Source organism: Lyngbya sp. CCAP 1446/10, assembly GCF_026130175.1.
Lineage (GTDB): Bacteria > Cyanobacteriota > Cyanobacteriia > Cyanobacteriales > Microcoleaceae > Microcoleus.
Genome location: NZ_JAIGNI010000028.1, coordinates 39239 through 54635, shown reverse-complemented (window position 1 = coordinate 54635; position 15397 = coordinate 39239). Strand labels below are relative to the sequence as shown.

Genomic DNA, 15397 nt, shown 5'->3' with positions numbered 1-15397 from the left:
TTAAGGTCGATCGGCTAAATTTGTGACTAATCGACCGTCTTCCATGTAGATAATTCGATCGGCAATATCGAGAATACGGTTGTCGTGCGTCACTAGCAAAATCGTGCAGCCTTGTTCCTTTGCTAGTGTCTGCATGATCTCCACCACATCTCGCCCGGATTGTTTATCTAAAGCCGCCGTAGGTTCATCCGCTAAAACTATTTTAGGGCGACTGACTAACGCGCGGGCGATCGCCACCCTTTGTTTTTGTCCTCCCGACAAATTTTCAGGGTAATAATTAACGCGATCGGTCAAACCCACAGCTTTTAACATTGATATTGACAAAGCATCCATATTCTGATTCAGCATTTCCTTATGTAATTCCAAAGACATCCGCACATTTTGCTTAGCCGTCAAAAACGTCATCAAGTTATGCGCTTGAAAAATATAACCAATTTGCTTTCTCAACTTAGTTAACTGATTCTTACTAGCGCCGCGTATTTCTTCCCCCAGAATATTGAGACTCCCTTCTTGAGCCGAACGCAGACCGCCTAGCATCGTCAATAAAGTCGTTTTCCCCGAACCAGAGGGCCCCGTCATAATTACTATTTCACCGGGGTTAATATCGAGATTAATGTCAAATAAAGCTTGTTTTTTGAGGGAACTTTGACCGAAACAATGGTTGAGATTTTTGACTGAAATTACTGGTTTATTTATGATATTTTTATCGAAATTTGCGGGAGAATTTAGGGCTTGCATAGTGATTTTTGGTGATTTATTTTACCGCTTATTCTTCAGTCGGCGGAGGCAGACTTTGTTTGTGTAGGATCGGTTTCAACCGCCGAGTTTTGTTCTAGAAAATATCTGCCGGATCGGCTGATTGCAATTTTCGCAAAGCCAGCGCCCCAGAACCAGTACACATCACAATCGTCAAACCCAACACAACAGTCGCTCGATTTGCAGTCATCGAAATCGGTAGCAATGTAGCAGATTGAGCCAAAGAATACAATCCGTTAGCCAAAACAATTCCCGGTATAAAGCCCAAAACAGCTAATAACAAAGCTTCCTGAACTAAAACTCCGACTAAATAGCGATCGCTATATCCCATAGCTTTTAAAGTCGCGTACTCAGCCAAGTGATCCGAAACATCCGAATAAAGAATTTGGTAAACAATAATCAGACCAACAATGAATCCGATGATTGTACCGAATCCGAAAATAAAGCCGATCGGGGTGGCGTTTCCCCAGTAAGCCTTTTCAATTTCCGCAAATTCTGCTAAAGTCAGAACTTTGACATCATCCGGCAATATAGCTTTCAACATTGACTGAACTTTGACAATATCAGCCCCAGGCTGCAACTGAATTAAACCCACATCAATTTCATCCGGTTTGCGATCGGGAAATAAATTCATGAATGTAGAATCGCTAGCAATCACATTACCGTCAGCCACGAAAGAAGTACCAAGAGTAAAGACTCCTCCTACTTGAATATTGCGTTTGTTTAGTTCGGTTTCGAGGGTAGATTCTTTGTTGAAAATATTGGCAATTTCGCCATATTCAGGTCGAGAAGCTTGGTCAAACAACACATGATTGAACATTTGAATTTTAGCTAGCTTTTGATTGACATCCGGCAAATTAAATGTAGTGCTTCCCGGATCAATCCCAAAAATCAAAATCCCTCGCGTAGTGCGGTTTGTGGGATTTCGCCACTGTCCCATTCCAATATATAATGAACTTACGGACTTGACTCCTGCAACTCCTTGTGCTTGATAAAGTCGCTCTCTGTTGAACTGTTTTACCGCAGCAAAAGTTTCAAATTGAGGATTAATTAAAACTAAATCTGTCTGTAAACTTTCGTGCGGCTTAACAGCAGAATCGAAGAGTGCATCTTGAAATCCTAATTGCACAAAAATCAGAATATCTGCAAAGGCAATTCCGGCGATAGCAACCGCAAGACGAGTTTTTTCTCTGGTTACTTGCAACCAAGCAAGGGGTGTTTTGCGAAACATAAATTTTGGGAATTAGTAATTGGGATAATCCGGTCGGCAGAAACCCGGTTTTTTACGAAAATATTGCATCGCAGCCTTTAATATCGGTGAAAAACCTGGTTTCTTTGTGGGCGAGTGCCTAAGTCTGATCAGCCTTAATCAGCGCTGGAATATCAGATTGCATAATTAAATTAATATTGCGTGAAATCTTATCAATCTCCCAATCCCACCAGCGAATTTGTAACAGTTGTGCAACCTCATCATCGCTAAAACGCTGCTTGATTGAACCTGCGGGATTTCCACCAACAACCGTGTAAGCGGGAATATCTTTTACCACAACAGATTTAGCAGCAATAATTGCACCATCGCCGATTTTGACTCCCGGCATAATCACCGACTCATAACCGATCCAAACATCATTGCCGATGACAGTATCGCCTTTACTTGGTAGTTCGATTAATAGATTCATCGCCGTTTCCCAGCCGTTGCCAAAAACAGGAAATGGATAGGTAGAAATGCCGTCGAGTTTGTGATTTGCACCGTTCATGATAAATTTGACGCTGGTGGCGATCGCACAAAATTTACCAATAATTAATTTCTCACTCCCGTAATGGTAAAGTACGTTTCTCTCAAAATTTTCTGGATCTATTGGATCGTCGTAGTACGAGTAATCGCCGACAATAATATTTGGCGATTTAACAAAGTTTTTGATAAAGCAAACCCGGCGCTGGTCTACCATCGGATAAGGTCGGTTTGGATCAGGTCCAAATTCTGCCATTTTCAGAATCTCCCTAATTTTGAATTGCTACTTGTACCTGCAAATTGGTCAATTCTGCAACTTGTTTGCTAGCTTTAGGATTTAAGTGAATTTTAACTTCCACAACTCGGCTGTCTAAGTTTTCTCCCGGCTGGTTACTAAACACGTTTTGCTTACTAACTTTCAACCCAATTTCTTTAACTGTTCCTGCTAATTCTCCTGAAAATGCTTGGCTGGTAACGGCTGCTTTTTGTCCAACCTTAATTTTGCCGATGTCCGTTTGGTAAACTTCGGCGACGACTACCATTTGCTCAGTTTCTCCCACGTCTGCAATCCCGTTATCGCTGATTTTTTCCCCTGGGCGAGTGTGAATTTTCAGGATTTTGCCGGGGTTTGGAGTGCGGATGTAAGCTTGATTTAATTCGGTTTGGGCGCGCTTGACTTGGGCGATGGCGCTGTTGATTTCGGTTTGCGCTACTTGGATATCTACGGGCCGAACTTCGCCTATTCTTTCGAGAGTTGCTTGGGCTTCTTTCCCTTGTTCGCTACCACTATTTTTAATGCGATCGAGATTTGCTTCGGCTTCGTTAAGTTGCTGAATTCCTGTACTGTTAATTCTGGCAAGATTTGCTTCGGCTTCATTAAGTTGCTGAATTCCTGTACTGTTAATTCTGGCAAGATTTGCTTCGGCTTCTTCAAGCTGTTGTTTTGCCGTATTGTTGATGCGGCTGAGATTTGCTTCGGCTTCTTTAACTTGCTGGCGACTTGTTTCTAACGTCAGCCGTTTGGTGTCAATTACGGATTTAGAAATTGCGCCTTCGTCAACGAGTTGTTTGTGCCGCAGATATTCGGTTTCTGCATTATTAGACTCGGCTTTTAATTTGTTAATTGCGGCTGTTTGTGCTGTTTTTTCTCCTTGCCACTGTGCAGTTATTCTGCTAATTGTTGCTGTTTGTGCTTTCCTTTCTCCTTGCCATTGTGCGGTGATTCTGCTGATAGTTGCTTGTTGTGCGGTTCTTTCACCTCGCGATTGCGCTTGGATGCGATCGACTGTTGCTTGTTGCGCCGCTTGATTTCCTTGCAATTCCGCTTTTAGCTTGCCAATTGTGGCAGATTGTGCTGCAAGTTCTCCCGACTTGGCGCCTGCTTTTACCTTGGCTAAACTGGCTTCAGCAACTTTGACTTTTTCTTTGGCTTCGTCTAAAGCAGATTTTAGCCGATCGCCCGCATCCAAAATCGCGATCAACTGCCCTGCTTTCACGCGATCGCCCTCTTTGACTAAAAGCTTCGCAATGCGATCGCCATCCAACGTCTGCGACACTCCCAAGCGAATCACTTCCCCCAGCGGTTCCAATCTTCCTAATGCCGTGATTTTCCTGGGCGGCGGCGTTTCTACGGATAAAGGTTCAGCATTTTTAGCTAAAAATCCAAACTGAGAAATGCCGTAAATACTTGTACCAACACTAATAGCAGCGCCAGCAATTACTAATCCCATTACCAATTTATTTTTAGGCTTGATGAAATATTGAAAATTCATATTCCTCCTATATTTGCGGTTGTTTTTTTTCTAAATAAGCCAGCATCATTTCTTTTAATAAATTCGCTTGTTCGGCAAAAGATATCCTTTCGCCTTGATAAAATCTTCTTGCCAGTAATCCGTCAACATAGTTGATAATAAATATAGCAATTGCTGGATCGGAAATACCCAAGTAGCAACAAACTGCCTCTTCATAACGCTTTCCCGCTTGCTGGAGTGCCTGATTATTCTCAATTTCTTGGCGCGTTTTGTGTTGACAAAAATCAAATGTAATCAAAAAATTTTTAGTAAGGTAATCTTCATTTTCCCCAATATAATCCATGATTTCTTGAATCCTTTCTCCTAGGGTTGGCGGATTTCCCAATTCTGCCAGCGCTTCTTCTTTGGTATCTTCATAGCTCAAGTATTCAATTAACTGCTCGAACAGAGTTTCTTTGCTAGAAAAATAGTGGTAAAGCGTACCTGTAGAAACTCCGATTGCTAAGGCAATTTCGCGCATTGTGACTGATGAATAGCCTTTTTCGGCAAAGAGCTCAAAACTTTTGTTAAGTAGTTCTTTGCGGTACAATTCGTGGTCAACAATCTTTGGCATAGGTCGATCTATCTTCTGATGTTTGATTCCAGATCCTAGGTGATCGGAGATTTAAGGGCGATCGACTAAATATTCCTATATCGAACATCCGATATAGTATAACCGAATACAAAACAGGCTCTTGGTGGCTGAGCTTGGAAAAATAAGGTATATCGAACAGTTGTTATAATTAATCTTGCACAGACTAGCGGAGCTTGTCAAGGGGTGCAGTAAAATTATTTTTAGAGTCGATTTGTCGGGGCGGATTGAGTACACAATCCCAAACACCGCAATCAATATTCCTAAAAAACCCGCCAATCCTACTAATCTGCACCTACACGTGAAAATCCGAAACTATGAAATTGGCGACACCGAAAAAATTGCCAAACTCTTTTACGACACAGTGCACGAAGTCAATATCCGCGATTACACAACAGCCCAAGTAAATGCTTGGGCACCGGCAGACACCGACATTGAAATTTGGATGCAAAGCTTAAGCAGTAAATTTACTTTTGTAGCAGAAGAAGGCGATACAATCGCAGGTTTTGGAGAATTAGAAGTAAGCGGCCATATCGATCGCTTTTACTCTCACAAAGATTTTCAAAGACAAGGAGTTGGTAGGCTAATTTTAAAACAAATTGAGTCCAAAGCCAAAGATTTAGGAATTAACAAGTTATTTACCGAAGCCAGCATTACAGCTAGACCTTTTTTTGAAAGCCAGGGATTTATGGTGATTAGAAAACAAGAAGTAGAACGGAGAGGACAAAAATTCATCAACTTTCCAATGGAAAAAAATATATAAACAACGATTTGTGTAAAATTAGATCGAAGAGTTTTACGGAGGAGTTGCGATGGTGACGGAAGCTACAAATGTTCTGGGCGGAAAATTAGAAACTTGCTGCACGTCGCCGATGACAGGCTATTATCGGGACGGCAAATGCAATACTGGTGGCGGTGATTTTGGAACTCACACCGTTTGTGCTCAACTGACAGAAGACTTTTTGCAATTCACCAAATCCAACGGAAATGATTTGAGCACTCCCGTACCCGCATTTAATTTCCCAGGTTTGAAGCCTGGAGATTGTTGGTGTTTGTGCGCTTCTCGTTGGAAGGAAGCAATGGATGCTGGATGTGCGCCGCGCGTGGTTTTGTCAGCGACTCACGTTTTAACTTTGGAATACGTTTCTTTGGACGAATTGAAGGAACACGCTGCTGATTTGTAGGAGGATGTTGCTGTGCGATCGCTTTTAGTCCATAAGGGCGATCGGGTTTTTCTGATAAATACCCAATTTATCCTTCGCGACTGAATATTTAAGGGCGATCGGGCGTCATTGTAAAGTTTTATGGTTGAGTTGGTGGTTCCCACTTACAGATAGACTCTGGCTTTAGAGGGCAGGTTTTAGGGGCGATCGGATTTCCGCTGAGGTCGAGCAAAATCAGTTTAGTCAAAGATTGCAATGGTTTAATGTCGCTGATTTTATTTTTATCGAGGCGGAGCGAAATCAGTTTAGTCAAAGATTGCAATGGTTTAATGTCACTGATTTTATTTTTATCGAGGCCGAGTCCAATCAGTTTAGTCAAAGATTGCAAGGGTTTGATATCGCTGATTTGATTGTTGTCGAGGTTGAGTCCAATCAGTTTAGTCAAAAATTGCAAGGGTTTGATATCGCTGATTTGATTGTTGCTGAGGTAGAGCACAGTCAGGTTAGTCAAAGATTGCAATGGTTTAATGTCGCTGATTTGATTTTGGCTGAGGGATATCTCAGTTAGGTTAGTCAAGGATTCTAGCGGTTTGATGTCACTAATTTGATTTTGGCTGAGGGATATCTCAGTTAGGTTAGTCAAGGATTTTAGTGGTTTGATGTCGCTAATTTGATTGAATCCGAGGTAGAGCCAAGTCAGCTTAGTCAAGGATTTTAGCGGTTTGATGTCGCTAATTTGATTGCCGCCGAGGTTGAGACTAGCTAGCTTAGTCAAAGATTCTAGCGGTTTGATGTCGTTGATTGGATTTTGGTTGAGAACGAGCCAAGTTAGCTTAGTCAAGGATTTTAGCGGTTTGATGTCGCTAATTTTATTGCCGCCGAGGTTGATACTAGCTAGCTTAGTTAAGGATTCTAGCGGTTTGATGTCGCTAATTTTATTGCCGCCGAGGTTGAGACTAGCCAGCTTAGTCAAGGATTTTAGCGGTTTGATGTCGTTGATTTTATTGAATGTTAATTCTAGCCTAGTCAGTTTAGTCAAAGATTGCAAGGGTTTGATATCGCTGATTTGATTGTTCCAGAGGTTGAGAATGCTCAGGTTAGTCAAAGATTGCAAGGGTTTGATATCGCTGATTTGATTATTATTGAGACCGATCACAGTCAGGTTAGTCAAAGATTCTAGCGGTTTGATGTCGTTGATTTGATTGTTGCTGAGGACGAGCTCCTTCAGTTTAGTCAAGGATTCTAGCGGTTTAATGTCATAGATTTGATTGCCAACGAGGGAGAGCCGAGTCAGGTGAATTAAGGATTCTAGCGGTTTGATGTCACTTATTTTATGGTTTTCGAGGAAAAGATCCGTGAGAATAGAAAGTTTCCGATCTGCCACACCGCACTCTGTAGTCCCTGCTGTCTTCAACAGCACTTCAACTGTATGTTTCACTTCAGGACTTAAAGAACCTTTTTTGCGACACCAATCAGTAAATGTTCGTCCTCTTTTTTTCGGTTGCGGTTCAGAGACTAACACCGAAGATCTATTGTTTCCAGATTGCGGATCTCCGGCTAACTCAGAAGGTCTATTTCCACATGATGCTAGACAGAGCGTACAAAAAGCAACTGCGATCGACTTTGGTAAATTCTTATGTTTGTTTGCAAATATAAGTGTCATAATCTTGTACCTCTAATTTTCTGAACTGTATACAACAAAGACACGGTAATACCGTGTCCCTGCAAAACAGCTATTAAAAACTCTGTCTATCCGCCTCACTCTGGTAACTTATACTGCCCCACAATCCGCTTAGCATATTCTGGCACATGAGCCTCCAATTTCTCCGGGTAATTCCGCTTCACATACAGATAATTGCGAGTGAAATGAGAATCAATTGAAAACCGAGCATATTCCAAACCCTTCGGCCCAATTCTCTCAATAAAAACACCCATCAACTTCGCCGCCCACATCGGTAAAGTCACACCTTTTTCGTAAGCGGGAATACTTTGCTGAACCGCTTCTTTTCTATTTCCTTGAGACATCACTGGCTGAGTGTTTAGCTGATCCGTTACCAAATCTAACATTTCTTGCCCGGTGTCATTTCGCACCACAATCCACTGCCAGCCAAAGGGTGCGCCCATGTAGCCGACAACTAAATCTGCTAAAGAATTCACATAGTCAAAACAGCTCAAACAAGAAGGAGCAAAAACATCTTTCAATTCTTTAGTATTCAGCCCGAAAAATGGCACTTTTTCGGTAGAACCATCTTCGTGTTTGAAGTGAACGTTAAAGTCTTGCATAAACTCGTAAGAGACCACGGTTTCAGGAGAGCGGCTAGTCGTATCTAGAAATTTCTGCAAGCCCGCGCGGCTGACATTATCGACACAGGGAGTTCCCAAAACGTAGAGCTTTTCTAAACCGAGTTTTTTCTCGACTGTTCGCAAAGCTTGAATTTGACAGCCGACGCCAATTACTAACAGCCGCTTCATCCCTGACTTCTCGATTTGTTCCAATACTGAAAGGTTGGGAGATAGAGTTGGCTTGTTGACTTTTGCTGCGAGAATTTCTTCGCGATTCCTAGCAATTATTGGCATCGGTTGAAAGCGGTCTTCTTTGGTGTTTTGGACGCAGACAACGCCTTCAACAATGCCTTTTTCTAGCATTTCAATGGCGATTGAGCTGACAATTCCCGTCCACTGAGCGCCCTCGATTGGTTCTTTTTTCTTAGCCGCTATCATATTTTGACTGACGCCGAAATACCAATCGTCGGGATTGTCGAGATTGCGCGATCGCCCGTGAATCTCCTCTTCCAGTTCTGAGATATGCTGAGTTAAGAAAGCGCAAGCTTCCTTGACATAATGGATATAATATGTATCGCACAAACCGCATTCGCTGCAAAGCTCTTTAGCAGGGCGGCGGCTTCCGGGTTTGAGGGCTTTAGATTTTTGGTGTTTAGTAGAATCTGTTGCGGTCATCTAAATTGCGGATTTTATGGAGAAACGCCTTTTGTTAGGATATCACACCAATTCCGGCGATTCAGTAGTCGCGCTAATTAAACCTAAAACTTTGTTTGGTATTCAGAAACACCGAATCAAGGCGGACACGGGGGTACGCCCCCTACAGAAACCTGGTTTCTCTATGTTATATTTTTGGGGATGAATATTGTTACTGTTTTAGTCCTCGCAGGCGGGCTTGGGCTGTGTAAGAGCGAATTGTATTCGCCCGCAATCATTATATTTATCCGGATATAACAGGATATTGCAGGAATCTACTGCCAAATAAAGGTATAAAAAAATGGTAAAATTGTTTGTGACAACAGCCGTCGTTGGCATCATGATTAATCTGGCAATTTCTAGCTTAGGATTTGCTGCTTTAGTTCGCCCGATTCCCGCGATGAATCAAACTGTTGTCGCTTTAGAAAGAATGTTGGGCGCGACACAAACGCCGGCGGCGATCGACTATTCGCGCTTGGGGATTGGCGGCGTGCGGTTGGGGATGTCTGTAGATGAGGCAAAACGTAAGTTGGGAAAACCGCAGCGCGACGAAACTAAACCGGGCGGTAAGGCGATCGGTGGCAAGATTCGCACGCTAACCTACTCAAAATTGACAGTAGCAGCCTGGGATGGCAAAGTTTATTTAATTTCTACTACCAATCCCAAGTTCGTGACAATTGATGGGATTAAGGTAGGAGATAACAGCAAAAAAATTGTTAAAACTTACAGTTATGGGTCGCAATCTGTGCAGGGTGAAGTGACTCGGTTGACTTACAGCAACGATCAAAAGGCTTCTAATTTGGTTTTGGAACTTAAGGGCGATCGCGTGCAAAAGATTATTATCGGCACGCAGCTCAACTAAAATATTACACAATAGTCCCAAAATCCCGCGTACAGGTTCGATCGTTCGGACTTCAGCCCTGCTTATTTATGAGAATTTTCAGCCTTTCGGTGAGTTGACTGGAGGGCTTTTTCTTGATGCGCGATCGGGCTTAGTTCAGCCTCCGGGCGATCGCCCCCAATCAAATAGTATAATATTAGTGTTTTTAATCTCTGTCTTTCGTGAGTGAGTTTGAGCCGACTAATTTAGAGGCAGTACAGGAGCGAATACGCTTTCAAGCCGGGGCAGATAACCTTCGCTTGACTCTCCACGCACAGCAAGAGATGCTTGAGGAAAACATTACACTAGATCAAGTAATTCAAGCATTAGTTAGAGGTCAACTGTTAGAAAACTATCCTCAACATCAGCGCGGTGCTTGCTGTTTATTCGGCGGTTTTTCTCAAGATAGTCGTCCCTTGCACATTGTCTGTACTACTGTCCAACCGTTACTGATTATTATCACGGTTTATGAGCCAAAACTGCCCAAATGGATAACTCCCACCACTAGGAGGCAATTAGAATGAAATGCAGTATTCAAGGATGTCCAGGTACTTATGAGGAGCGGGAAATCATTCACGCTGTTCGATACCAAGGTGAAATCGTCGTAATCGATAAAGTTCCCGCAGAGGTTTGTATATTCTGCGGCGATATCCTCCTGAAACCGAAGACTGTTCGACAAATTGAAGAGTTACTCAAAACAAAAATAAAACCTGCACGTTCAGTGCCACTTTATGAGTATTCAGCATCAGGTAAAGGCTAGTACGAAACATATTAAAAAATAAGGTACGCAATGCACACGATACACCTTACTTCGGTGAGTTTATAGAGTGGCTTTTTCCTGAAGCGCGATCGCCCAAATCTCCTTAATCCTCTTCATCAACATCCGACAATTTTGCCATTTCCTCAGCAATTAGTGTCTGAAAATCCTCTCCACAGTGCAGGTTCAGGTGAATTGCAGCACTCATGAACTATGCTATAATTTCAGCTTTTTGTCGATCGCTCAAATCAGGTAACTGAAGCTGATGGATTAAAGTAATAACATTTTGACACTCAGTACCCAGTTCTTCAATTAACGTGCTCAGCGTAGAATTAGTTACAGAAATTGTCCGATTCCTAACTTCCATATTGATTTACATCGTTTACGGTTGTTTTTGGATGATTTAACCGCAGAGAGCGCAGAGGACACAGAGGAATAGAAGAGAGAGATCAACAAAACAATGTAGAGACGCGATATCGCATCTCTACACATATTTTAAAGTAAAGTGCGCCTCAGCGCACCCTACTAATTAGCTGTTCTGGGGAACGGGAGAAGGAACGCTCGAACCCACAGAATTACTCGACGCACCAGTCTTAGCCCGCTTCTTGATCAAGATTGGCTTGACGCTGTTTTCTCCACCAATAGGGGGATCTTCTTGTTGAGCGTAATCAGCACCCATCCAAGCAGGACGGCTTTGATCGAAGGCCATTTGCAAAGCAGCAGCGGCGATCGCGTGGGCGTCGTACTCTTCGGACAACTGAGACACCAGAGGTAAGAAAGATGCCATCCGTTCGCCAGCCAAAGCTTCGCGAACTTTACCCTGCATCTTTTCCAACTGACGCGCTTCAATTTGGGCGCGTGTCGGAATGTTTCTCACCGTTAAGCTCGATCGCACGTGGCGTTCAATCAAGCGTAATTTGCGGCGATCAACAGGTTGAATCAACGTGATCGCAGTTCCTTCGCGACCAGCCCGGCCGGTACGTCCGATCCGGTGAACGTAGCTTTCTACGCTATCGGGCAAGTCATAGTTAATCACGTGAGTCAAGTGATCCACGTCCAAACCCCGCGCCGCAATATCAGTCGCCACTACCCAGCGCACCTGACATTGGCGGAACCGATGCAGCAAACGTTCCCGCTGTGCTTGGTTCAAATTACCGTGATACTCGTCAACGCTGTGACCTGCTGCTTGCAGTTGGCTAGTAAGTTCTGCCGCCGACTGCCGCGTCCGCACAAAAATCAGTGCAGATTCTGGGTCTTCCATTTCTAGGATTGGCTGTAGAGCTCTTGCCTTAGACCAGCCGCGAGGAATCATGTACACGCCTTGGCTAATCCGCTTCGGCGTTGCTTTTGGCTGTTCTACGGTGACGTTGACTGGGTTGCGCAAATGGCGCGTTACCAATTTCCGAATGGAAGCTTCCATCGTCGCCGAGAAAAATGCCGTTTGACGATCTTTTGGTGCAGCATCCAAGATTTTTTCCACATCTTGGATAAAGCCCATGCTCAGCATTTCGTCAGCTTCATCCAAAACCAGCCATTTTACCTTGTCTAGTTTCAGGCTGCCGCGGCTCAGCATATCTAGTATGCGTCCGGGTGTACCGACAACGATGTGAACGCCGCGCTTCAAACGCTGCATTTGGCGATCGATCGATTGACCACCGTACACCGTCAGAACTTGCAGAGAGCGACCGACTTTTACCGGGCCGTCGCTGCTGATACCGCTCAAATCGCGGATGGCTTCAGTTACCTGCATCGCCAATTCGCGAGTCGGTGTCAGCACCAATGCTTGCACCGCAGTTACATCTAAATCAATCCGCTCCAAGATGGGCAACGAAAATGCTGCCGTTTTGCCAGTTCCTGTTTGGGCTTGACCCACAACATCGCGACCTGCTAACAGGTGTGGAATGGCTTGTACTTGGATGGGAGTAGGTTCTGTAAAGCCGAGTGTTTCCAGATGGAGAACGAGTTCTTCCGAAAGACCCAAGCCTTCAAACAATAAATTCATTAATGCTCCTAATAACGAGTCCTTAGCCTTCTAAGTTGCCCAACTCGGATGCGGATTTCTGCTATAAGGCAGGAACTCATTATGAGTTCTGTACGGTGCTGCGCCTGCGCGCACCTTTTTAAATAGCAATCGAGTATAGGGCAGCTCCGTCGATGGTGACTAAATTTACCGATTCGACAGCCGTCTTTGATTTTGTGACATCACCGATACCAACCGCCAGCGATCGGGTTATCGACTTCCAACATTCTTAAAATAGTACATTGGACTTCCTTTGAGGTACTTGCAAGCTTTCTCTCTAGGGCATTTTATAGTGAGGATGATGACCAGCCCCACTGAACTGCACTACATATTAGTAGTTACAGGTTTGTTAGTTCAGGCGCTATCCCGCAATCCGTCGCCTGCGGGATTCAACAGGGGATGCAGCGACCGTTACCGCCTATCCATCTCAACACTCTTTCGGGATACCGTTGTGGTGTAGGGCGGACGGCGAAGCAATCTCAAATCATCCCCGCTGGTTTCTGACTTTATATTAGCATAACTCTTTACATTCAGAAACAAAACAGTGAACTACCCGACGGTGACCTGCGGTACAGCACGGGCTTCCCAATTCATTGGCAACAGCCGCCAGAACTCCGTAATTCTATTGGTCTTACATTGCCTCCAAGGGCAGGAGTCCTGGTTCCCAAGACCCATACTTTTTCTGGCAACACGTACCTATGAGCTTGGTTTTCGCTTACGGCATTGGTTGTCAAGATGTACCAATTTTATCAGAAGAATTGCTCGTTTCCTCATCCACCCCGTCGCTGTTCCACAGCACGGCTTGGAATTCGACTCGCGGGAGTGGAATCGTCAACTCACTGGCACTCATCCCGACGCGAGGCTACACTCTTAGCGCGGGGCTGATGCTGCTTTGGCGGGCGGGACAGTTCGAGCTATACTTCTACTTGACCGTAGAGGTCGTAGACATCTGAACTCGTAATTTTCACAGGTACGATCGATCCCAGCCGTGCTTCTCCTGTCACATAGACGAGTCCATCTACTTCTGGGGAAAATCTGGCGGATCTACCAATCAACTCACCTGTCTCTGGCTGTTCTTGTTCTATCAGGACATCAACTACCTGACCGACAGATTCTTGATTCTTCTTCAATGATATAGGTTGTTGTGCCGCCATTACCGAATCGCGCCAAATTTCCATTTTTTCTGCTGGCAGTTGATTTGGCAAGCTGAAGGCTGGAGTACCTTCTTCGGCGGAAAATGTGAATACTCCGACGTGATCGAATTCGTGGCGCTTGACAAATTCCAGCAAGTGTGCTGCGTGTTCGTCGGTTTCGCCGGGGAAGCCAACAATAAAAGTTGTTCGCATCACGGCGTTGGGAATTGCTGCTTTGAGCCGATCGACTATAGCATCATTAATCCCAGCTTGAAAAGGTCTGTTCATCGCCCGCAGAATTTCCGGGTGCGAGTGTTGCAGAGGTAAATCCAAATATGGCAAAACGTTGGGCGTTTCGCAGATTGCCGCCACAACTTGCGGAGTCAAACCTGTAGGATAGGCGTAGTGCATCCGAATCCAGGGTACATCTACTTCACCCAAAGCGCGCAGCAGTTCGGCTAGCTTCGGTTCACCATAGATATCTTTGCCGTAGTTGGTGGTAATTTGAGAAATTAAGATAATTTCTTTGACACCTTCCGATGCTAATTGCTTAGCTTCGGCGACAATAGATTCGATCGTGCGCGATCGTTGATTTCCGCGCAAGTGCGGGATAATGCAAAATGCACAGCGGTAGTCACAGCCTTCTGCTATCCGCAGATAGGCGACACCTTCCGATGTCGTGCGATAGCGGGGAGTCGTTTCGTCAGCGATGTAAGTAGGTTCGTTAGAGACGAGGGAAACTCGATCGCCCTTTTCCACCTGTTCCATCACATCGACTATTTTATGATAATCGCCAGTGCCGACAATTGCGACTGCTTCCGGCAATTCGTCGAGCAATTGCTGCTGAAAATGCTGTGCCATGCAGCCAGTGATGACTACTTTTTTATTAGCTTCTGCCAATTCGACCAAAGTGCGGACTGACTCTTCTCGCGCAGCTTGGATAAAACTGCAAGTATTGACTACAACATAATCGGCTAATTCTTCATTAGAATCTACTTGATAGCCCGCTTGAGCCAGCAAGCCAATCATGTGTTCGGTATCGATGCGATTTTTTTCGCAGCCGAGGTGCGTAAATGCGATCGTTGGCTTCGTTGCCATGAAGTAATATTTGCTGTTGCGATATTTCTAAGAACGTTTTATGATATCACACAATTTCAAAAATTGCAAGGTTGCGTGAATTTGATCCGGGAATTACGCATCACAACCAAACAAACCGGGTTTTTACTACTGTCAACTGTCAACTAAAGTGATATCCCAGACCGATCGTTCTTCAAGTTCTTCTTGCCAAGCTTCGGAGTTATTGCGTAGATCAAGATAAGCTTGGTTGGCTGCTTCTAAAAACTGTTGTCTTCGGTATTGTTCGATTGCTTGTTCGAGAACTGCTTGGATTGATTTTCCAGAGCTTGCAGAGAGTTCTGCGAGGATTTGATAAAATGTATCGCCGATCGTAACTGTAGAAGTTTGATTCATGTTAGTTTTTTTACTTACCCCAACGTTACCCAACTATTATAGCTCGTATTGAAGACACATTTTCCTTGAATTGGTGTTCTTTCCCGCCCCATTTGATATCCTTGTGATATAGCCTTTCTCTAAAAGGT

17 protein-coding genes are annotated in these 15397 nt (G+C 44.2%); 6 read left to right on the top strand and 11 right to left on the bottom strand.

Features of this window, described 5'->3' with window-relative positions; genetic code table 11:
- The 5 genes from K4039_RS13440 to K4039_RS13420 form a co-directional block, all read right to left on the bottom strand.
- A complete protein-coding gene (locus tag K4039_RS13440) occupies window positions 1-738 on the bottom strand; it encodes a DevA family ABC transporter ATP-binding protein (RefSeq protein ID WP_265235692.1) in 738 nt (245 codons plus the stop codon).
- Between the two features lie 94 nt (window positions 739-832).
- Window positions 833-1987 (bottom strand): ABC transporter permease DevC, encoded by a 1155-nt coding sequence (gene devC, locus K4039_RS13435; protein ID WP_265235691.1) that lies wholly within the window; start codon window positions 1985-1987, stop codon window positions 833-835.
- 118 nt (window positions 1988-2105) lie between these two features.
- Window positions 2106-2744 (bottom strand): Vat family streptogramin A O-acetyltransferase, encoded by a 639-nt coding sequence (locus K4039_RS13430; protein ID WP_265235690.1) that lies wholly within the window; start codon window positions 2742-2744, stop codon window positions 2106-2108.
- 13 nt (window positions 2745-2757) lie between these two features.
- Window positions 2758-4260, bottom strand: coding sequence for an efflux RND transporter periplasmic adaptor subunit (locus K4039_RS13425; protein WP_265235689.1), 1503 nt, complete (start codon window positions 4258-4260; stop codon window positions 2758-2760).
- Window positions 4261-4267: 7 nt separating this feature from the next.
- Complete coding sequence (locus K4039_RS13420) at window positions 4268-4852, bottom strand: TetR/AcrR family transcriptional regulator (protein WP_265235688.1); 585 nt, start codon at window positions 4850-4852, stop codon at window positions 4268-4270.
- A 319-nt stretch (window positions 4853-5171) separates the two neighbouring features.
- Between K4039_RS13420 and K4039_RS13415 the strand changes: the two genes are divergently transcribed.
- Together K4039_RS13415 and K4039_RS13410 are read left to right on the top strand one after the other, a co-directional pair.
- Entirely contained in the window at window positions 5172-5633 is a 462-nt protein-coding gene (locus K4039_RS13415; RefSeq protein ID WP_265235687.1) for a GNAT family N-acetyltransferase, read from the top strand.
- A gap of 49 nt (window positions 5634-5682) precedes the next feature.
- Window positions 5683-6054, top strand: a complete 372-nt coding sequence (locus K4039_RS13410) for a DUF2237 family protein (RefSeq protein ID WP_265235686.1) — start codon at window positions 5683-5685, stop codon at window positions 6052-6054.
- A gap of 118 nt (window positions 6055-6172) precedes the next feature.
- Here the strand turns inward: K4039_RS13410 and K4039_RS13405 are convergent, their stop codons facing one another.
- Together K4039_RS13405 and K4039_RS13400 are read right to left on the bottom strand one after the other, a co-directional pair.
- Window positions 6173-7696, bottom strand: a complete 1524-nt coding sequence (locus K4039_RS13405; protein WP_265235685.1) for a leucine-rich repeat domain-containing protein — start codon at window positions 7694-7696, stop codon at window positions 6173-6175.
- A gap of 95 nt (window positions 7697-7791) precedes the next feature.
- Window positions 7792-8991 carry a Coenzyme F420 hydrogenase/dehydrogenase, beta subunit C-terminal domain gene (locus K4039_RS13400; protein WP_265235684.1) on the bottom strand — a complete coding sequence of 400 codons (1200 nt, stop codon included), beginning with the start codon at window positions 8989-8991 and terminating at the stop codon, window positions 7792-7794.
- Between the two features lie 334 nt (window positions 8992-9325).
- Between K4039_RS13400 and K4039_RS13395 the strand changes: the two genes are divergently transcribed.
- The 3 genes from K4039_RS13395 (at window position 9326) to K4039_RS13385 (ending at window position 10649) form a co-directional block, all read left to right on the top strand.
- Complete coding sequence (locus K4039_RS13395; protein ID WP_265235683.1) at window positions 9326-9871, top strand: hypothetical protein; 546 nt, start codon at window positions 9326-9328, stop codon at window positions 9869-9871.
- Between the two features lie 200 nt (window positions 9872-10071).
- Complete coding sequence (locus tag K4039_RS13390) at window positions 10072-10413, top strand: DUF4258 domain-containing protein (RefSeq protein ID WP_265235682.1); 342 nt, start codon at window positions 10072-10074, stop codon at window positions 10411-10413.
- Window positions 10410-10649, top strand: a complete 240-nt coding sequence (locus K4039_RS13385; protein ID WP_265235681.1) for a YgiT-type zinc finger protein — start codon at window positions 10410-10412, stop codon at window positions 10647-10649. Before K4039_RS13390 ends, K4039_RS13385 begins: the two co-directional genes overlap by 4 nt.
- A 208-nt stretch (window positions 10650-10857) precedes the next feature.
- Here the strand turns inward: K4039_RS13385 and K4039_RS13380 are convergent, their stop codons facing one another.
- Window positions 10858-11013: a hypothetical protein gene (locus K4039_RS13380; RefSeq protein WP_265235680.1), complete on the bottom strand. Its 156-nt coding sequence runs from the start codon at window positions 11011-11013 to the stop codon at window positions 10858-10860.
- 162 nt (window positions 11014-11175) lie between these two features.
- Window positions 11176-12648, bottom strand: coding sequence for a DEAD/DEAH box helicase (locus tag K4039_RS13375; RefSeq protein WP_265235679.1), 1473 nt, complete (start codon window positions 12646-12648; stop codon window positions 11176-11178).
- A gap of 716 nt (window positions 12649-13364) precedes the next feature.
- Here K4039_RS13375 and K4039_RS13370 point away from each other — a divergent pair.
- Complete coding sequence (locus K4039_RS13370; RefSeq protein ID WP_265235678.1) at window positions 13365-13619, top strand: hypothetical protein; 255 nt, start codon at window positions 13365-13367, stop codon at window positions 13617-13619.
- Here the strand turns inward: K4039_RS13370 and rimO are convergent.
- A complete protein-coding gene (gene rimO, locus K4039_RS13365; RefSeq protein ID WP_265235677.1) occupies window positions 13581-14897 on the bottom strand; it encodes a 30S ribosomal protein S12 methylthiotransferase RimO in 1317 nt (438 codons plus the stop codon). The genes K4039_RS13370 and rimO overlap by 39 nt on opposite strands.
- A 132-nt stretch (window positions 14898-15029) precedes the next feature.
- Entirely contained in the window at window positions 15030-15269 is a 240-nt protein-coding gene (locus K4039_RS13360; protein WP_265235676.1) for a hypothetical protein, read from the bottom strand.
- Window positions 15270-15397 lie beyond the last annotated feature (128 nt).